At 69.2% G+C, this 17,990-nt stretch carries 18 protein-coding genes; 16 read left to right on the top strand and 2 right to left on the bottom strand.

Features of this window, described 5'->3' with window-relative positions:
* Positions 1-165: 165 nt before the first annotated feature.
* The 13 genes from L324_RS28880 to L324_RS28820 all read left to right on the top strand — a co-directional run bounded on the left by L324_RS28880 (position 166) and on the right by L324_RS28820 (position 14,014).
* Positions 166-1,734 (top strand): sigma-70 family RNA polymerase sigma factor, encoded by a 1,569-nt coding sequence (locus tag L324_RS28880; RefSeq protein WP_037315662.1) that lies wholly within the window; start codon positions 166-168, stop codon positions 1,732-1,734.
* Between the two features lie 106 nt (positions 1,735-1,840).
* Positions 1,841-2,281 (top strand): hypothetical protein, encoded by a 441-nt coding sequence (locus L324_RS28875; RefSeq protein WP_037315659.1) that lies wholly within the window; start codon positions 1,841-1,843, stop codon positions 2,279-2,281.
* Between the two features lie 32 nt (positions 2,282-2,313).
* Positions 2,314-3,177 carry an Fpg/Nei family DNA glycosylase gene (locus tag L324_RS28870; RefSeq protein WP_037315656.1) on the top strand — a complete coding sequence of 288 codons (864 nt, stop codon included), beginning with the start codon at positions 2,314-2,316 and terminating at the stop codon, positions 3,175-3,177.
* Positions 3,178-3,432: 255 nt separating this feature from the next.
* Positions 3,433-4,728 carry a histidine kinase gene (locus tag L324_RS28865; RefSeq protein ID WP_037315653.1) on the top strand — a complete coding sequence of 432 codons (1,296 nt, stop codon included), beginning with the start codon at positions 3,433-3,435 and terminating at the stop codon, positions 4,726-4,728.
* 19 nt (positions 4,729-4,747) lie between these two features.
* The gene (locus tag L324_RS28860; protein WP_037315648.1) at positions 4,748-5,593 is read left to right on the top strand and encodes a S49 family peptidase; all 846 of its coding nucleotides are present in this window, start codon (positions 4,748-4,750) and stop codon (positions 5,591-5,593) included.
* Positions 5,594-5,781: 188 nt separating this feature from the next.
* Positions 5,782-7,191, top strand: a complete 1,410-nt coding sequence (locus tag L324_RS28855; RefSeq protein ID WP_037315645.1) for a carbohydrate-binding protein — start codon at positions 5,782-5,784, stop codon at positions 7,189-7,191.
* A gap of 144 nt (positions 7,192-7,335) precedes the next feature.
* Complete coding sequence (locus L324_RS28850) at positions 7,336-8,169, top strand: LytR/AlgR family response regulator transcription factor (protein ID WP_037315642.1); 834 nt, start codon at positions 7,336-7,338, stop codon at positions 8,167-8,169.
* 9 nt (positions 8,170-8,178) lie between these two features.
* On the top strand, positions 8,179-8,703 hold the full coding sequence (locus L324_RS28845; RefSeq protein WP_037315639.1) for a hypothetical protein: 525 nt from the start codon (positions 8,179-8,181) through the stop codon (positions 8,701-8,703).
* A gap of 31 nt (positions 8,704-8,734) precedes the next feature.
* Positions 8,735-10,528, top strand: coding sequence for a sodium/solute symporter (locus L324_RS28840; protein WP_037315636.1), 1,794 nt, complete (start codon positions 8,735-8,737; stop codon positions 10,526-10,528).
* Positions 10,529-10,668: 140 nt separating this feature from the next.
* The gene (locus L324_RS28835) at positions 10,669-11,013 is read left to right on the top strand and encodes a DUF485 domain-containing protein (protein WP_037315633.1); all 345 of its coding nucleotides are present in this window, start codon (positions 10,669-10,671) and stop codon (positions 11,011-11,013) included.
* The gene (locus tag L324_RS28830) at positions 11,010-12,641 is read left to right on the top strand and encodes a monocarboxylic acid transporter (RefSeq protein ID WP_037315630.1); all 1,632 of its coding nucleotides are present in this window, start codon (positions 11,010-11,012) and stop codon (positions 12,639-12,641) included. Before L324_RS28835 ends, L324_RS28830 begins: the two co-directional genes overlap by 4 nt.
* A 48-nt stretch (positions 12,642-12,689) precedes the next feature.
* On the top strand, positions 12,690-13,040 hold the full coding sequence (locus L324_RS28825) for a rhodanese-like domain-containing protein (RefSeq protein WP_037315627.1): 351 nt from the start codon (positions 12,690-12,692) through the stop codon (positions 13,038-13,040).
* 35 nt (positions 13,041-13,075) lie between these two features.
* Positions 13,076-14,014 carry a DUF4328 domain-containing protein gene (locus L324_RS28820; protein ID WP_037315624.1) on the top strand — a complete coding sequence of 313 codons (939 nt, stop codon included), beginning with the start codon at positions 13,076-13,078 and terminating at the stop codon, positions 14,012-14,014.
* Between the two features lie 64 nt (positions 14,015-14,078).
* Here L324_RS28820 and L324_RS28815 read toward each other — a convergent pair whose 3' ends face one another.
* Positions 14,079-15,248, bottom strand: coding sequence for a cytochrome P450 (locus tag L324_RS28815; RefSeq protein ID WP_037315622.1), 1,170 nt, complete (start codon positions 15,246-15,248; stop codon positions 14,079-14,081).
* Between the two features lie 54 nt (positions 15,249-15,302).
* Positions 15,303-15,518, bottom strand: coding sequence for a hypothetical protein (locus tag L324_RS28810; protein WP_037315619.1), 216 nt, complete (start codon positions 15,516-15,518; stop codon positions 15,303-15,305).
* 361 nt (positions 15,519-15,879) lie between these two features.
* Between L324_RS28810 and L324_RS28805 the strand changes: the two genes are divergently transcribed.
* From L324_RS28805 to L324_RS28795, 3 genes are all read left to right on the top strand, one after another.
* Positions 15,880-16,452, top strand: coding sequence for a hypothetical protein (locus L324_RS28805; RefSeq protein WP_037315616.1), 573 nt, complete (start codon positions 15,880-15,882; stop codon positions 16,450-16,452).
* Positions 16,453-16,534: 82 nt separating this feature from the next.
* On the top strand, positions 16,535-17,419 hold the full coding sequence (locus L324_RS28800) for a DUF5926 family protein (RefSeq protein WP_037315614.1): 885 nt from the start codon (positions 16,535-16,537) through the stop codon (positions 17,417-17,419).
* Positions 17,420-17,503: 84 nt separating this feature from the next.
* Entirely contained in the window at positions 17,504-17,857 is a 354-nt protein-coding gene (locus tag L324_RS28795; protein WP_037315609.1) for a DUF952 domain-containing protein, read from the top strand.
* Positions 17,858-17,990 lie beyond the last annotated feature (133 nt).

Genomic DNA, 17,990 nt, shown 5'->3' with positions numbered 1-17,990 from the left:
CAGTGGAACAACCATACACCGACCGTCCGTAGCGGTTTTAACCCACCCCGATAGGTGCTTCGGTGTCACACCTGGCGTACAAGGGGTGACGACGGCTGCATACCTCCGTATGGTGTCCCCATTCGACCGAATGGTGAGTCCTTCGGGGAGGAGGTGCCTGGCCGGATGACCGAGCAGGGCACGGTGCCGCTTCAGGCGGCCTCGGAATCCGACGAGCAGGCATTGCTCCAGCGGCTCCGCGAAGGGGAGGACGCCGCCTTCGGGGAGCTTTTCGAACTTCACGCCGCCGCGGTGCGGCGGCTGGCCCGCAGTCTGGCCTCCGATCGGTCGGAGGCGGAGGACATCACGGCCGAGACCTTCTTCCGGGTGCTTCAGGCGTTGCGCCGGGGCGCCGGGCCGCGGGACTACGTGCGGGCGTATCTGCTGACGGTGGCCCGCCGGGTCTCGTGGGAATGGCACGGCGCGCGCCGTGACGTGCCGGTGAGCGACGACGAGCTGTCGTTCCGGGCCGGCGCCGGGGCGGACACCAACGCCCGGACGGCCGAGCATTCGCTGATCACGACCGCCTTCACGAGTTTGCCGGAGCGCTGGCGTTCGGTGTTGTGGCAGACCGAGGTCGAGGGCGAGCAGCCGTCGATGGTCGCGCCGCATTTCGGGCTGAGCGCGAACGCGACGGCGGCGTTGGCGCGCCGGGCGCGCCAAGGGCTGCGGGCGGCGTATCTGCAGGCGCATCTGTCGGTGAACCGCGGCCCGGATTCGTGCCGGGCGGTGGTGGAGAAGCTCGGCGGGTTCACCGCGGGCAGCGTCACCGGTGCCGAGGCGAGCCGGATCAAGGCCCACCTGATCGGGTGCCAGTCCTGCCGGGCCACGCACGACGAGCTGCGCGACGTCTGCTCTTCGCTGCGGGCGCACGCCGGTGTGGTGGCACTGCTGGTGCCGGGTGCCGCCGGTCTTTACGCGAGCGGGTCGTCCGGGGCGTTGTCGGGATTCGCCGCTTCGGTCAAGGGGCTTCTGCTCGGGTCGAAGATGAAGGTCGGCATGGCGGTGGCGTCGACGGCCGCCGCGGGCGCGGTCGGGATCGTCGCCGGTCCGGCCGTGTTCGGGACCGACGTGACTCACACCATCGGGTTGTCCGGAGGAGGGCTGCCGGAGCTGGCGTTGCTGCCGCCGGCGCAGGTCGCCCCGCCGGGCCAGGGGCAGCCGGTGCAGATTCCGCCGCAGCGGATCGCCGAGGACCAGCTTCACGGCAAGGACTCCTCGCCGAAGCGGACAGGGCTGGGCCCGGGTTCCGAACTCGGCGTGGCCGACGTGCCGAGTCTGCCCGGCGCGGGCACCTCGCGGAAGGAACTCGGCGGCGGCGACCTCGTCGTCCAGCCCCCTCCAGAGCAGAAGCCGGTGCAGGAGACCGCCCCGCGGAACGAGGTCCCGGAAAGCGGCTCGAACCAGACCACCTCGAAGCGGGACGACATCCCGCCGCCCGACGAATCGCTCAGCCCCACCGAGGAGTCGCTGAGCCCGACGACGACCACGACGCCGCGGGAGTCCACGGAGCCCACGGAGCCGAATACGCCGGAGTCGACGACGGACCCGGAAGGGTCCACTTCACCGGCTTCGGGCACCCCCGAAAGCACGACCGAGCCGTCGTCCGGGGAGTCGTCGGAACACGAGCCGAGCCCGGTGAAGCCGACTTCCCACTATCCGGAACCGGGCGTCGACTACCCGACCTGCCCGTAACGCTCGAGAGGGCCGTATCGCCTTCGAACTCTCGCGAATCATGCCGTGGTCACGGTACGGTGGGGGTCGCTCACGACGAGCGAGCGGCCGCGCGGGAGGCGACTGAATGAACCGGCTGGTGCACGGCGAGGACGGCCGTGACTGGGTGGTCCGAGCCCAGATGGAATGGCGTGCTCCCGCGACTGCGGACGATTTCGAGCACGATGTGGCGGGCAGCTACGGCCCGGGGATCGCGATGATCGTCGTGACGGCGGTGCTCGCGATCGTGCTCATCATGTGGACCCCGGCGGACGTGATGATCCCGTCCTGGGTCCCGCTGGCGCTCTTGCTGATCGCGTTGTTCTTCCCGCTGCGGTGGATCCTGCGCCGCCCGTGGACCGTGGTCGCCGAGACCGAAGGCGATCTGGCGGGTGACAGGCCGTCCGAGCGCTGGGTGGGCACCATCCGCGGCATGTTCACCGTGCGCGGCGAGGTCTCGAAGATCACCAAGACCATCCAAAAGCACTCGCTGCCGGATTTCGACGGTCCTCTGCACCCGGTGGAGTAGTCGCCGCGGCCTGAACACGCGAGACTGGGGCCATGCCCGAGTTACCCGAGGTCGAAGCGCTCGCTCACCACCTGCGTGAACACGCGGTGGGCAAGACGGTCTTCCGTATCGACGTGTCGTCCCTCAGTGTGCTGAAGACGGCGACGCCGCCGTGGACGGAGCTGCACGGCCGCGAGGTCACCGGGGCCGGCCGGTTCGGCAAGCATCTCGACCTCGTCGCCGGCGACCTCCATCTGGTCGTCCATCTGGCGAGGGCGGGCTGGCTGCGCTGGTCCGACGCGTTGTCGCCGACGCCGCTCAAACCCGGCAAGGGACCGATCTCGCTGCGCGTCCACCTCGACGCGGCCGCGGGGCCGGGCTTCGACCTCACCGAGGCGGGCACGAAGAAGGGCCTGGCCGTCTGGATCGTGCGTGATCCGGAGAAGGAAGTCGCCAGTATCGCGCGGCTCGGGCCGGACGCGCTGTCGCTGGACCGGTCGGGACTCGAGAAGTTGTTCGCCGGACGCACCGAACGGCTGAAGACGGCCTTGACCGACCAGTCGCTGATCGCCGGGATCGGCAACGCCTACTCCGACGAGATCATGCACATGGCCAAGCTTTCTCCCTACGCCACAACGGGAAAGCTGTCCGAAGGAGCGCTGGACGGGCTTTCGGAGGCGATCCGCGAGGTGCTGACCAGCGCCGTGACGCGCTCGGTCGGTCAATCCGCGGCCCGGCTCAAGGGGGAGAAGCGGTCCGGGCTGCGGGTGCACGCGCGGACCGGGCTGCCGTGCCCGGTCTGCGGCGACACGATCCGCGAAATCTCGTTCGCGGACAAGTCGTTCCAGTACTGCCCGACCTGTCAGACCGGGGGGAAGCCCCTCGCCGACCGGCGGATGTCGCGCCTGCTCAAGTGACCCTCGCCCCCATGCATTTCGTCCTCTGAATGCGGTCAGGCGGGGGGCGAAAGGCGGTCGGCAGAGGGCGGGCATCGGCGGCTTCGGCACCCGGCACCCGGCGACCGCCGTCCCTGCCGACGTCTTGCCCGGTCGACGGGGAGCGACCATGGGGACACCACCGCGGTCTTGGGTAGGGTCGGCTCCACCCTCAGTTGTCACAACTCAACGGAAAGTGGGGAGCAGGCCTTGCACCCGGTTGGTCGAGCGCAGAGCATGGACGCCGTGTCCGGGCTCGTGATCGCGCAGATCATCCCTTGGGGGGTGGCGCTGCTCCTCGCGATCCTCGTGGTCGTCCTGCTGATCAAGCTGCGGCGCCCCGCGAGCATCGTGGAGAACGCGGTGCTGCAGGCCGTCCACCGGATGTCGAAGGCGACTCCGGACCTCCGCGAGGGACTCGACGAACAGGTCGCCGACAAGATCACCAGCCAGCTGCTGGAGATGCTCGACTGCGTCGCGGTCGGCATCACCGACAGCGAGGGCACGCTGCTGTCCTGGGACGGCGAGGCCAACGACCACTACGTCGACCTCGTCGACGCCATCGGCAACGCGATCCGCAAGCACCGCCGCGAGGTCGTCGCGCACGACAAGATGCCGTGCAACCACCGCGGTACCTGCCGGATGCGGACGGCGGTGATCGTGCCGCTGATCGTCGAGGGCGAGACCGAGGCCGCGCTGATCGTGGTCGGGCGCACGCGCGGGCGGCTGGTGCAGATGGCCGACGCGGTCGCGCAGTTCGTCTGCACCCAGTTCGAGCTGGCCCGCCTCGACGAATCGAAGAACCAGCTCCAGCAGGCCGAGATCAAGGCGCTGCGCGCGCAGATCTCGCCGCACTTCGTCTACAACGCGCTCAACACCATCTCGTCGCTGATCCGGACGGACCCGGAGGAGGCGCGAGAGCTGCTTCAGGACTTCGCCGACTTCACGCGCTGCTCGTTCCGGACGTCGGGCATGTTCACCTCGCTCGCCGAGGAGCTGCGGAACATCGACCGGTACCTGACCATCGAGAACGCCCGTTTCGGCGGACGGCTCGAGGTGCGGATGAAGATCGCGCCCGAGGTGCTTTCGGTGGTCGTCCCGTTCCTGATCATCCAGCCGCTGGTCGAGAACGCCGTCAAGCACGGCCTGGCGTCCAAGCCGTCGGGCGGCTGCGTGACGGTGATCGCCGAGGACTACGGCGCCGAGGCGCTGATCAGCGTCGAGGACGACGGCATCGGCATGGAGCCCGCCAAACTCGCGGACCTCCGCAGCCAGCACCGCACGGGCGCGCACGTCGGACTCGGCAACATCAACCAGCGGATGCAGCAGGTGTTCGGCCGCGACTACGCGCTCATGGTCGAGACCGCTCCCGGTGCCGGCATGAAGGTGACCCTGCGGGTGCCGAAGTTCATGCCCGGCGTGCGGCCGAACCTGCCGGACTTCTCCGCCGACAGCGCCGCTGTCCCACCGCAGGGCGGTCCGAGTGAGGCCAGCGGGGTGAGCGGTTCGCGCAGCGGCGTGCTGCCGTCCTGAACGTCGGTAACCTGGCGGTATGAGCGTTGCGGACAAGTTGACCTCCCGTCTCCCGATGATCGGCGACCGGGGTGAGCGCAAGGACGTCGTCGCGGTGGTGAAGCTGCACGGGGTGATCACGCCGACCCCGTCGCCGCTGGCCAGGGGAGCGATCAACCTCGCCGCCGTCGAGTCCGCGCTCACCCGCGCGTTCGCGCACGATCGGCTGAAGGCCGTCGCGTTGCAGATCAACTCGCCGGGTGGCGCGCCGACGCAGTCGGGCCTGGTCGCGGAGCGGATCCGCCAGCTCGCCGACGAGAAGAACGTGCCCGTGCTGGCCTTCGCCGAGGACGTCGCCGCGTCCGGCGGGTACTGGCTGGCCTGCGCCGCCGACGAGATCTACGCGCACCGGACGTCCATGGTCGGCTCGATCGGCGTGATCAGCGGCGGGTTCGGGTTCACCGGCCTGCTGGAGCGGTTCGGCATCGAGCGGCGGCTGTACACCGCGGGCGCGAACAAGTCCCGGCTCGACCCGTTCAGCCCGGAGAAGCCCGAAGACGTGGAATGGCTGAAGAAGATGCACGGACAGCTCCACGAACTGTTCGTCGACTGGGTCACCGAGCGCCGGGGGGACCGGCTCTCCGGCTCGGAGGACCTGTTCACCGGGGACGTCTGGCTGGGCGCCCGCGCGGTCGAACTCGGTCTCATCGACGGCGTCGGCAGCCTCCGTCAGGTGATCACCGAGCGGTACCCGGACGCCGAGATCTCGGTCGCCGAACCGAAGAAGGCGCTCCTGGCGCGGCTCGGCATCGGCGCTCCCGCCGCGGCGAGCGCGCTGCTGGACGCCGTCCAGCACAAGGCCGCTTGGAGCCGCTTCGGCCTCTGACCACGCGCTATGAAAGGTCCTTTCCTTGCGAAATTTGCGAGGAAAGGACCTTTCCTTGCGTTCGGGATGGGAACGGATTCACCCGAACGGTGGTAGGCGTAAGTGGTTCAGACCAGGTGTCATATCGGACATACCGCTTTGTTGTGACCGGCAACAAAACCTCGACGATGATGACGAGGAGGGTCCGAATGTCCGTTCTTTCCCCCGCCCGGAGCCGCTGGAAGATCGCGCTCGGTTCGGCGCTCGGCGCGGCACTGATCACGGTTCCCCTGACGTTCCCCGCCTCGGCCGCCGTCCCGCCGCCGCCCGCCGGCTGGACCACGGTCTTCACCGACGACTTCACCGGCGCCGCGGGTTCCCTCCCGTCGAACGCGAACTGGATCATCGACACCGGCCACGCCTACCCCGGCGGCCCCGGCAACTGGGGCACCGGCGAGATCCAGAACTACACCGCGAACCCCGCCAACCTCTCCCAGGACGGTTCCGGCAACCTGCGGATCACGCCCCTGCGCGACGGCGCGGGCAACTGGACCTCGGCGCGGATCGAAACGCAGCGCACGAACTTCAAACCGCCGTCGGGCGGCGCGCTGCGCATCGAAGGCCGCATCCAGATGCCGAACGTCACCGGCGCCGCGGCGCTCGGTTACTGGCCCGCGTTCTGGGCGCTCGGTTCGCCGTATCGCGGCAACTACTGGAACTGGCCCGCCGTCGGCGAGTTCGACATCATGGAGAACGTCAACGGGATCAACACGGTCTGGGGTGTGCTGCACTGCGGCGTCAACCCCGGCGGCCCGTGCAACGAGACCACCGGCCTCGTCGGCAGCCGGACCTGCCCCGGCGCGAGCTGCCAGAGCGCGTTCCACACCTACACCTTCGAATGGGACACCTCCGTCAGCCCCAACGTGTTCCGCTGGTTCGTGGACGGACAGCAGTTCCATTCGGTCAGCCAGAACCAGGTCGACGCCACGACGTGGGCGAACATGACCGGCCACGCGGGCTACTTCGTGCTGCTGAACGTCGCCATCGGCGGCGCGTTCCCGAACAACAACTCCGGCACCACGACGCCCGGGCCGGGGATCGTGCCAGGGCGCCCGATGCTCGTCGACTACGTCACCGTCCTGACCCGCGGTGGCGGGGGCACGACACCCACCCCGACGACAACGACAACGACGAGCAATCCCGGTGGTGGCAGCGCGTACGGCACGATCCAGGCGGAGTCCTACAGCCAGGCGGCCGGGATCGCCAAACAGGCCACGTCCGATTCCGGCGGCGGCCAGAACATCGGCCCGGCCGGCAACGGTGACTGGGCGTTGTACCCGGGCATCGACTTCGGGACGCAGACCGCCAGGCAGTTCCAGGCGCGGGTGGCGTCCGGCGCGACGGGCGGGGTGAGCGGCCTGGTCGAGGTCCGGCTCGACAGCCTTTCCAACGCGCCCGTCGGCAGCTTCGCCATCGCCGGCACCGGTGGCTGGCAGAGCTGGCGGACCGTTCCGGCGAACATCAGCGGGGTCACCGGGAAACACGACGTCTATCTGACCTTCACGAGCGGGCAGCCCGCGGATTTCGTGAGCGTCAACTGGTTCACCTTCACCTCGTGAAGGGCCGGACGTGGCACGGCTAGGCGGTTCGTGCCACCGGAAAGATGACGGCACCGCCCACCCCAGGCGCGGGGGTGGGCGGTGCCGTCCTTTTCGTTCGACTTTCCCGGAGCGGGCTGGACAGGGAACCCGGCAATGGGCATTATGCGACTCACTGTGAGTGCTCACGATGACACCCGGAAGCTCATTGTCCTTGCGGTGGACGATGAGCCCAAAGGGCTGGACGAACTGGTTCACTGTCTCCGGAACAGCCCGCACGTCGCCCTGGTCTTCCCGGCGATCGATGCTTCGGAGGCGCTCCGCCTGCTGTCCACCGACGATCCGAGGCTCGGTGACCGCAAGGCACGCGGCCTGCCGATCGTGGACGCGGTGTTCGCCGACATCGACATGCCCGGCCTGTCCGGGATGGAGATGTCCCGCGTGTTCGCCGCGCTGCGCCCCTCACCGGCGCTGGTGTTCGTGACCGGGCACGCCGAAGAGGCGGTCAACGCCTTCGACCTCGGCGCGCTCGACTACGTCCTCAAGCCGTACCAACAGGATCGGCTCGACCGCGCGATCTCCCGCGTGATCGACAAACTCGCCGCCAACGCCGCGCCGCCGCCCGGCGCGACCGGCGTCGGGCAGGTCAAGAACGACGACGAGGTCATCCCCGTCGAACTCGCCGGCACGACCAAGCTCATCCCGCGGTCCTCGGTCCGCTGGGTCGAAGCGCAGGGTGACTACGCCCGGTTGTTCACCACCGACGGCAGCCACCTGGTCCGCATCCCGCTCGCCCAGCTCGAAGAGCGCTGGGAGAAGGCGGGTTTCGTCCGGATCCACCGGTCGTTCCTGGTCTCGCTGCCGTTGATCACCGAGTTGCGCATGGGGCAGGGCGGCTACCAGGTCGTCATCGGCAACGAGGAGAAGGTGCTGCCGGTGAGCCGCCGTCACACCCGCGCGCTCAAGGACCGGCTCGTCGGCGCCAACCGGTCGACGTAGCCCCGGGACATGACCGACGACTTCTACCGCCGCGTCAACGGCGTCCGCGAGCCGGATCCGACCCTGGGCAAGGGCAGGCACAAGAAGCCCGCCCCGTCCGAGGGTGCCGCCGTGGAGCCGGTGCCGGGTGCGCCGTCCGGTCCGAAACACGAGCAGCCGAAGCCCGAACACCACGCCAAACCCAAGCGGCAGCGGGTGATCCTCGCCGATCCGCGGCAGGCCACCAGCACGTTGCGGGCCAGGGTCGAACTCGAAGAGCAGACCAGCTGGGGAAAGCTCCTGGTCAAGGACCTGGTGAAGATCCAGCTGCGGACGGCCGCGCTGCTGGCGCTGCTGGTGATGGTCACGCTGTGCTCGTTGCCGGTGCTGTTCTACCTGATCCCGTCCTTCGGGCGGGCGACCGTTCTCGGTATCCCACTGTCCTGGCTGATCCTCGGCGTGGCCCCGTTTCCGTTCCTGTTCGGCATCGGGCTCTGGTACAACCGGCTCGCCGAACGCCACGAACGCGACTTCGTCGACATGATCGAGAACTGATTGCGGAGCTGCACATGCGAGGATCCCTGCTGTGCAGCAGCTGAATCCGTGGGCCGTCGCCGGCATCGTGCTGGTCGCGGTGCTGACCTTCTACCTGGGGCACCGCTCATCGAGGTCGGCCGTCAGCACGCACGACTTCCTCGTCGCCCGCCGCACCGTGCGTTCCCGGCGCAACGCCGCCGCGATCTCCGGTGAGTACCTGTCCGCCGCGTCGTTCATGGGCGTCGCAGGCATCGTGCTCAAGGACGGCGCCGACGCGCTGTGGTTCCCGATCGGTTTCACCGCGGGGTATCTCGCGCTGATGCTGTTCGTCGCCGCGCCGCTGCGGCGATCCGGGGCGTACACGTTGCCGGACTTCGTCGAGATGCGGCTGGGTTCGACCCTGCTGCGCCGGGTTTCGACGGCGTTCGTGGTGTTCATCGGGATCCTCTACATGGTCCCGCAGCTGCAGGGTGCCGGGCTGACCCTGGCGACCATCCTGCCCGTGCCGGCGTGGGCGGGCGCGATCCTGGTGACCTGTGTGGTCGGGTTCAACGTGATCGCGGGCGGGATGCGCGCCATCACCGTCGTCCAGGCCTTCCAGTACTGGCTGAAGCTGTTCGCCATCGCGGTGCCGGCGTTCATCCTGTGCATCGTCTTCCTCGGCTCCGGCGGACCGGGCAGCGCGCGCCCGCTCGGGCAGCCCGCCCCGCCGGCGTTCACCGAGAACACCACGGTCACGGTGCAGACCGACGTCACGCTGAAGGTCACCTCGGTGACCTTGCTCGAGGCGTACGGGCAGGTGGAAGGCGCGCGCGCCAACGGTTTCGCGGTGTGGACCCCGGAAGCCGGGCACAAGGTCGGCAAGGGCACCACCCTGAAGTTCACCGCGGGCACCCCGGTCCCGGTGGTCAGTGACGCTCCCGCGTCCAACGGCGACTGGCTCCGGCCGAACTCGGGCAGTCTCACCGATCTGCTGCAGGTCTATTCGCTGATCCTCGCGACCTTCCTCGGCACCATGGGCCTGCCGCATGTCCTGGTCCGCTTCTACACCAACCCCGACGGCAAGGCCGCGCGCCGCACGACGGTGCACGTCCTGCTGCTGCTCGGGCTGTTCTACCTGTTCCCGACGCTGCTGGGCGCGTTGTCCCGGATGTACGTTCCGGAACTGCTGGTGACCGGGAAGACCGACGCCGCCGTCCTCCTGCTCCCGTCCGCGGTCCTGCCCGGACTGTGGGGGCAGCTCCTCGGCGCGGTGACGGCGGCGGGCGCGTTCGCCGCGTTCCTGTCCAGTTCGTCCGGGCTGCTGGTGAGTGTCGCCGGGGTGGTGTCCACCGACCTCCTGCCCGGCCGGGTCCGCGATTTCCGGGTGGCGACGTTGATCGTGGCGCTGATCCCGTTCGCGCTGGCGGTGCTGCTGCCGTCGGAGGACCTCTCGCTCTCGGTCGGGATGTCGTTCGCGCTGGCCGCGTCCACGTTCAGTCCCCTGCTGCTGCTCGGGGTCTGGTGGCGGAAGCTCAGCTGGCCCGGCGCGCTGGCCGGGATGCTCGTCGGCGGCGGGCTGGTGCTGACCGCGCTGGTGGTCAACATCGTCAGCAAGTACACCGGCGGCTGGGCGCCGTGGTTCTCGAACCAGCCCGCGCTGATCACCGTCCCGGCTGCGTTCCTCGCCACCTACGTGGTGAGCCGGGCGACCGGCTACGGGCGGCCGGACGACGTCCACGGCGTGATGCTGCGGTTGCACGCGCCCGACCCGCTCGGCTTCATGCGGGATCGCGCGGTCGCCCGGTTCGGGCAGGCCGAGGAGAAGGCGCGGACCACCGGCAAGGGTCGTCACCGGAAGTAAATTCACCCGGTCGTACTGCAACGCTCTACTCAGAGTCGTACCGTTCACTCAAATGGATTGCCCCTTTCGCGCCCTATGAGGGGCATGATCTTTCGTGACAACGAAAGCACCGAATGGTTGCGGCAGGTGGGAGGTCCGACGTGAGCGACACCGATCAAGACCTCGGGTCCGATCCGGAATCCGACTGGGAAAAGGTGCAGGCGAGCCCGGAATTCACCGAGCTGCGACGACGGCTGCGGGTATTCGTTTTCCCGGTCTCGGCCCTGTTCCTTCTCTGGTACCTGCTTTACGTGCTCCTCGCCGACTACGCGACCGGGTTCATGAGCACCAAGCTCTTCGGCAACATCACCGTCGGCCTGGTCTTCGGCCTGTTGCAGTTCGTGTCCACCTTCGTGATCACCGGCTTCTACGTCCGGTACGCGAACCGGAAACTCGATCCGCTCGCGGACAAGATCCGCCATGAGGTCGAGGGGACGGAACGGTGAGCACGCTGGCCGCGGGCGTCCAGGGCAGTGATCCGGCGCTCAACATCACCATTTTCGCGGTATTCGTCGCGATCACCCTGGTGATCGTTTTCCGGGCGAGCCGGAATACGAAGACCGCGTCGGACTACTACGCCGCGGGACGCGCGTTCACCGGTCCGCAGAACGGCATCGCGATCTCGGGTGACTACCTTTCGGCGGCGTCGTTCCTGGGGATCGCCGGCGCGATCGCGATCAACGGTTACGACGGTTTCCTCTATTCGATCGGGTTCCTCGTCGCGTGGCTGGTGGCGTTGCTGCTGGTCGCGGAACTGCTGCGCAACACCGGCAAGTTCACCATGGGCGATGTCCTCGCGTTCCGGATGAAGCAGCGTCCCGTCCGCGCGGCCGCCGCGATCTCGACGCTCGCCGTCTCGTTCTTCTACCTGCTCGCGCAGATGGCGGGGGCGGGCGGCCTGGTGAACCTGCTGCTCGGCATCGAGGGGAATCTCGGCCAGGATCTGGTGATCGCCGTCGTCGGCGTGATCATGATCCTGTACGTGCTGATCGGCGGGATGAAGGGCACCACCTGGGTCCAGATCATCAAGGCCGTCCTGCTGATCGCGGGCACCTTCGCGATGACGCTGTGGGTGCTCGGGAAGTACGGCTTCAACCTCTCCAGCCTGTTCCAGGCCGCCGTGGACAAGGGCGGCCAGACCGGGCAGGCGCTGCTCGGCCCCGGCAAGCAGTACGGGAAGACCGGCACGACCAAACTCGACTTCCTGTCGCTCGGCATCGCCCTGGTGCTGGGCACCGCGGGTCTCCCGCACGTGCTGATGCGCTTCTACACGGTGCCGACGGCGAAGGACGCGCGCCGTTCGGTGGTCTGGGCGATCGCGCTGATCGGCATCTTCTACCTGTTCACCCTGGTGCTCGGCTACGGCGCGGGCGCGCTCGTCGGCCCGGAGGTGATCGCGAAGGCGCCGGGGACGACCAACTCGGCGGCGCCGCTGCTGGCGCTCGAACTGGGCGGTCCGGTGCTGCTGGGGTTCATCGCGGCGGTGGCGTTCGCGACGATCCTCGCGGTGGTCGCGGGCCTGACGATCACGGCGTCGGCGTCGTTCGCACACGACGTCTACGCGAACGTGCTTAAGAAGGGCAAGACCGACGCCGACAGCGAGGTCCGCGTCGCGCGGATCACCGCGCTGGTGATCGGGGCGGTCGCGATCGTCGGTGGCATCCTCGCGAAGAACCAGAACGTGGCGTTCCTGGTGGCGCTCGCGTTCGCGGTGGCGGCGTCGGCGAACCTGCCGACCATCCTGTACTCGCTGTTCTGGAAGCGGTTCAACACCCAGGGCGCGCTGTGGAGCATCTACGGCGGCCTCGGCGTCTGCGTCCTGCTGATCGTCTTCTCGCCGGCGGTCTCCGGGAAGCCTGTCGATCCGAAGACCGGCAAGAGCGCCTCCATGATCCAGGGCGTCGACTTCCACTGGTTCCCGCTCGACAACCCCGGCCTGGTCTCGATCCCGGTCGCGTTCTTCCTCGGCTGGCTCGGGACAGTGCTGTCGAAGGAGTACAACGGGAAGAAGTACGCCGAGATGGAGGTCCGCTCGCTCACCGGCGTCGGGGCGGAAAAAGCCGTACGGCACTGATGGCCTTCTTCACGCGCGCGCAACGGGACGGGATGCGAGGATGACAGTGTGGTGAGCCCTGCTGACATCCCGACCGTCGCCGTCCGTGATCTGCCGAAGGACGGTGTCGCGCTGCTCGACGTCCGCGAGGACGACGAATGGGCCGCCGGGCACGCCCCTGGCGCCAAGCACATCCCGATGGGTGAGCTGCCCGCGCGCGTCGGCGAACTCGACGATCTGCCCGACGACCAGCCGGTCTACGTGATCTGCCGCAGTGGTGGCCGGTCCGCCCGCGCCGCCGCGTGGCTCAACGCGAGCGGCTGGGACGCGGTCAACGTCGCGGGTGGGATGGGCTCCTGGCAGCAGGAGGGGCGCCCGATGGTCGGCGACCATCCCGGCGTCGAACCCGAAGTGCTGTAACCGTGCAGCCAGGCCACTACCCGCCGAGAACGCCGGTGCCGCCGGTCCGTCCGGCGCCGATGCAGCAGCCGCGGCACCAGCCACCGCGTCATCGCCTCCGCTGGGTCGCTTCGCCGCCTCCCGGCGCCTGGCCGCAGCGGCGCAAACCGGTGGCCGAGCGCTACTCCGGGCCACCGTCCTATCCGGTCCCGCCGCGGTGGGGCTTCCCGAACCTGGTCTGGCGCCGTCCGACCGCGGTCCCCGGCACGGCGTCCGGCGAGGTCACCGCGGGCGAACGGCTACGGGTGATCACCCGCAGTCTCCTGCCGGTGCTGTGGACCTTCGCCGCACTCGCGCTCGTCGCCTCGGCGGCGGAGATCTGGCGCTACGTCCTGCTCGTGCGGAGCCGCGACTCGGCGCTGTCGACGTCCGTCGTCTCGGTTTCCGACGGCTTCGTGATCACCGCCGGCCTGCTCACGACGATCCTTTCGCTGCTGCCGTCCGGGCTCACCGTGTGGTGGCTGCTCGTGGCCCGGCACGCCGCCGCGGACGCCGCCGACGAGGTGCCGCCGAGACGGCAGTGGCAGGTTCTGGTGTTCGTGCTGGTGCCCGTGGTGAACCTGATCCTGGTGCTGCCGATCATCGCCGAACTCGAGCACGCCGTCCTGCGCCGCACGCGGGAAACGCGGCCGAAGCCGTCGCGGCTCGTGCTGGCCTGGTGGGGTGCCTGGGTGCTCAACTGGCTGCTGCTCGTACTCGTCATCGTCTGGCGATTCCGCGACGGCGTCCAAGCGCTGGCCGACGGGGTCATCCTGGTGGCGCTGACCGACCTGGCCGCGGCCGGGCTCGCGGTGATGACCGCGCTGCTCGTGAAGCGCATGTCCGGCCTGCTGTCGCCTGTGTCGGAGAAGCGGCTTCGCCTGCTTCGCGTGCTGAAGATAGACGGCGCCCCGGACCCGGAACGCCGCGAACGCCCCGCCTCATCAGTGCGCTGAACTGCGGAAAGACCCTCGTGAGTGGTAATGACGGTTAGAACCGTCATTACCACTCACGAGGCTTCTAGCCCGTGGTGACGCGTAGCGAGCGCAGCCCGCGGATCACGAACTCCGGCCGTCGCTCCGGGGTTTCGGCGAGTTCCAGGCCCGGCAGTTTCGTGGTCAGCGCGCTCAGCGCGGCCGCGATCTCCACGCGGGCGAGCGGCGCCCCGACGCAGTAGTGGATGCCCATGCCGAAGCCGAGGTGCGCGTTCGGCGTGCGGCCGATGTCGAGGGTGTCGGGCCGGTCGAACACCTTCGGGTCGCGTGCGGCGGCGCCGAGCAGCGCGCCGATCTTCTCGCCCTCGGCCACCCGGAACCCGGCGATCTCGACGTCGGTGGTCGCCGTCCGCTCGAACAACTGGAGCGGCGCGTCGAAGCGGATCAGCTCCTCGACGCACGGATCCAGCAGATCCGGCGACGCCACCAGCCGCTCCCACTGGTCGCGGTGGGTCAGCAGCGCGTTGACGCCGTTCCCGATGACGTTCACCGTCGCCTCGTGCCCGGCCATCAGGAGCAGGACGGCGGTCGCGACCAGCTCGTCCTCCGTGAGCTCGCTGCGGAGAAGGTCACTGACGATGTCTTCGCCAGGGGCGCTCGCGCGCTGCTTCGCGACGTCGCGCAGGTACTCGACGAACTCCGCCGCGGCGGCTTCGGCGGCGTCGCGCTTCTCCTCGGCGAGACCGTACTCGTACATCTTCACGATGTGGTTCGACAGCGTGACCATGCGCGGGCCGTCCGTCACCGGGACGCCCAGGAGTTCCGCGATGACCGCGACCGGCAGCGGCTGGGCGAGGTGTTCCAGCAGATCGGCCGAGCCGGTCTCGGCGATCTCGGCGGCGAGCGCGCCGACCATGCCGTCCGCGAGTTCGGCGACCCGCGGCCGCAGCCGCTGGACGTGCCCACGTCCGAACGCGCCCGCGATCACCCGGCGCAACCGGGTGTGGGCGGGCGGCTCGTTCTCCAGCAGCGAGTTGCGGTGCAGCAGGTTGAACGACGCGAACCGCTCCACCGGCAGCGCGTCCGCCCAGATCCGGCCGAGCCCGCGATGCCGGAGGACGGCGGCCGACGCGGCGTGCGACACCGCCACGGCGATGCCGAGTTCCTCGTGACGGTGCACGTCGGCGGCTTCGCGCAACGCGGCGAAGGCGGGGTAGGGATCGGCGAGGAACACGGGATCGCTGGGGTCGAACACGCCCCGACTGTAGCCGCGCCGCGCCGGGGGTCCGTCCCGGCGCGGCGCGGGGGATCACAGATGCAGCCAGAGACCCAGGTGCAGGTGCAGGCCGTGGTGATGATGCCCGTGGTGGTGATGGCCGACGCACAACAGCAGGCAATGCCGGGCCTGGTCGGCGCTGTCGGTCCGCGGCGCGGCCGAGGCCGTGCCCACGGCGGGCCCGGCCAGCATCAGCCCGAGTGCCACCGGCAACGCGGCCAGCGCGGCCCGGCGCTTGGAGGTGCTCATCTGTGATCCCTTCTCCGCACGACGACGCCGGTCGGCGTCTTCACGAGTATTCGTCGCGGGGAGGGTGGAACGGCAGGCTGATCACCCGCGATTAGATCGTCCGAATGATGACAACCGTTTTCAGTCACGTTTGCGTGGTACACGAACGGCCGCTGAAACCGGCCGATCCGGTCAATCCGCCGGGCGGCGGGGTGTCATCCGCGATGTTTTCGTTACCAACCCCGCTGAACCTCGGGCGCGACGCGGCGTCTCTAAGGGTGTTGGAACGCGGAAGCGCGGTCCGGCAAGGGGATTCAGCTTTATCTGGGGTCATCCAATTATCGCGGGAATGATTCTCGCGCATTCGAACTGGGGTATTTCCATGCGTATTCGTCATGCCGTTTTTGCCGGGCTCACCGCCGCCGCGCTCGCGCTGCTGCCCGCCACCGCGTTCGCCACCGAAGCACCGGTCGAGGCGCCGGAGAAGCCGAAGGGCACCAAGTTCTGGGTCTCGCCGAAGGCCGTCGAGGCCGGGGACACGGTGACCGCGCAGGGCCGCTGCGTCACGCCGTATGGCTTCTCGCTCGTCGCGCCGGAGGCGTTCAAGCAGGTGGCGGACAAGTCGGTCAAGCGGGCCGGTGGCACCGACGTGAAGGTGACCTACCGGGCGCAGCCGGGTACCAAGCCCGGCAACTACCTGTTCGTCCTGCTGTGCGACACCGTCGAGCCCTCGGCGACGGTGAAGGTCGTTCCGGCGGCGAAGAAGGCTCCCGCCGAGAAGCAGCCCGCCGGGAAGCAGGTCTCGAAGGTGCCCGCCGGGGCGCCGCAGACCGGCGGCGGCCCCGTCGACGAGCCTGCTTCGGCCGGTTGGCTGATCGCGGGACTGGCCGGAGCGGGTGCCGCGGGCGCCGGTGGCGTGGTCCTGATGCGCCGCCGCCCGGCCGCCCGGTCCTGATCGCCCGCGGGAAGGGCGGGGGTCTTACTCGACCCCTGTCCTTCCCGCGATAGCGTTCCGAACCGAGCTTGAGGAGGCTGACGTGGGCAAGGGTTCGCGCAAGAAGGGTCCCAAGACGACCTCGGACCGCAAGCCGAAGGTGCGCGACGTCTTCGTCGGGCAGCCCTTCGAGGGGCTCGCGGCGGAGACCGAGCTGATCGCGCTGCGCGAGTTCGTCCCCTCGGCGACGGCGGCGCTCACGCTGGCGGGCTCCGACGAGAAGATCACCCTCGGCACGGTGCTGCCGATGGCGGCGGCCGCGTTCGTCCGGTCCGACGGCGAGCGCTACCTCGGGATGCAGGTGCAGACCCGGTCCTCGGACATCAGCCGCGACCTCGGCCGGGCGCTCCTGTGGGTGCTGGACGCCAAGGAGGGCGACGTCCTGTCCGTGCCGGACACCACCACGCCGCCCACCGCCGACGAGAAGGCCCGCCTGCAGGACCTGCTCGACACGGGCGCCGAACTCGACGCCACGCTCTACAACGACTTCGCCTGGTGGCTGCCCGAGGACGCCGACGCGAGCGGCGACGTCGCGTTGTCCCTCGAGCGCGCGAACGCCGCGATCATGCCGACCGAACGCCTCGGGACGGGGGCGTACTGGGTGCTCGCCGGCGAGAAGGCGCACCTGCGCTGGGTCCGCCCCGAACCGGAGAACCTGCTGCTGCAAGCGCTTGCGCGGCTGTCCGCGGCCGGGGAACTCGGCCTCGGTGAGGGCTCCCGCTACGCCGGTTCGTTCCGCGCGCACGGCCTGCTCGTCCCGGTGTGGGACCTCGACCCCGAGGCCCACGCGCGCGAGTGGGCGGACGCGAAGGACCAGCTCGGCGTCCGGCTCGACGCGGCGCTGAAGTCCCTCGACACCGAGCCGCTCAACGCCGCCGAACGCCGCTCGCGCGACGGCCTGATCGGCCGCCAGCTCACCATCCGCTGACGTTCCTCGCGTTTCGTCCTCTGGATGCGGTAGTTGCCCGCGCAACCACCGCATCCAGAGGACGAAATGCGCGAGGATGGGCGGGTGATCCTCCATATCTGCGGGAAGGGCGAGTGGGCCGAGGTGCCCGAAGGCGGCGTCTACACCGCCGCGTCGCTCGACTCCGACGGCTTCATCCACTGTTCGGACCCGGGAACCGCGCACATCCCCGCCAACGCCGTCTTCGCCGGTCGCACCGATCTCGTGCTGCTGGAGATCGACCCGGCGCTCGTCGGCACCCCCGTCGTCTGGGAGGACGGCGACCCGCCGCACCCCGACGGCATCCAGTTCCCGCACGTTTACGGTCCGATACCCCGTAACGCCGTGGTCGCAGTTCACGAATTCCCTGTTCGGGGGGACGGTTCGTTCAGAATTCCCGACTCCTTGTCGAGACGTTGAGGCGGCAACTCCTCATCCGTATGGGCGTCTCTCGAACTAGTTCGCGGTACGAGACAACCTGCGGGGGCTGCCATGCGTTTCGGGAGAGGTGAGCCAGATATTCCTGGCCGAGTGACCCCGGGAGGAGGCGATA

The organism is Amycolatopsis orientalis DSM 40040 = KCTC 9412, assembly GCF_000478275.1.
Lineage (GTDB): Bacteria > Actinomycetota > Actinomycetes > Mycobacteriales > Pseudonocardiaceae > Amycolatopsis > Amycolatopsis orientalis.
The sequence above is the reverse complement of the archived record's forward strand: the minus strand, read 5'-3'. Positions and strand labels throughout refer to the sequence as shown.

Bases quoted from the DNA above. Each gene is read 5' to 3' on its own strand.
- L324_RS28880 (WP_037315662.1), top strand. From the start codon at position 166: ATGACCGAGCAGGGCACGGTGCCGCTTCAGGCGGCCTCGGAATCCGAC.
- L324_RS28875 (WP_037315659.1), top strand. From the start codon at position 1,841: ATGAACCGGCTGGTGCACGGCGAGGACGGCCGTGACTGGGTGGTCCGA.
- L324_RS28870 (WP_037315656.1), top strand. From the start codon at position 2,314: ATGCCCGAGTTACCCGAGGTCGAAGCGCTCGCTCACCACCTGCGTGAA.
- L324_RS28865 (WP_037315653.1), top strand. From the start codon at position 3,433: ATGGACGCCGTGTCCGGGCTCGTGATCGCGCAGATCATCCCTTGGGGG.
- L324_RS28860 (WP_037315648.1), top strand. From the start codon at position 4,748: ATGAGCGTTGCGGACAAGTTGACCTCCCGTCTCCCGATGATCGGCGAC.
- L324_RS28855 (WP_037315645.1), top strand. From the start codon at position 5,782: ATGTCCGTTCTTTCCCCCGCCCGGAGCCGCTGGAAGATCGCGCTCGGT.
- L324_RS28850 (WP_037315642.1), top strand. From the start codon at position 7,336: ATGCGACTCACTGTGAGTGCTCACGATGACACCCGGAAGCTCATTGTC.
- L324_RS28845 (WP_037315639.1), top strand. From the start codon at position 8,179: ATGACCGACGACTTCTACCGCCGCGTCAACGGCGTCCGCGAGCCGGAT.
- L324_RS28810 (WP_037315619.1), bottom strand. From the start codon at position 15,518: ATGAGCACCTCCAAGCGCCGGGCCGCGCTGGCCGCGTTGCCGGTGGCA.
- L324_RS28805 (WP_037315616.1), top strand. From the start codon at position 15,880: ATGCGTATTCGTCATGCCGTTTTTGCCGGGCTCACCGCCGCCGCGCTC.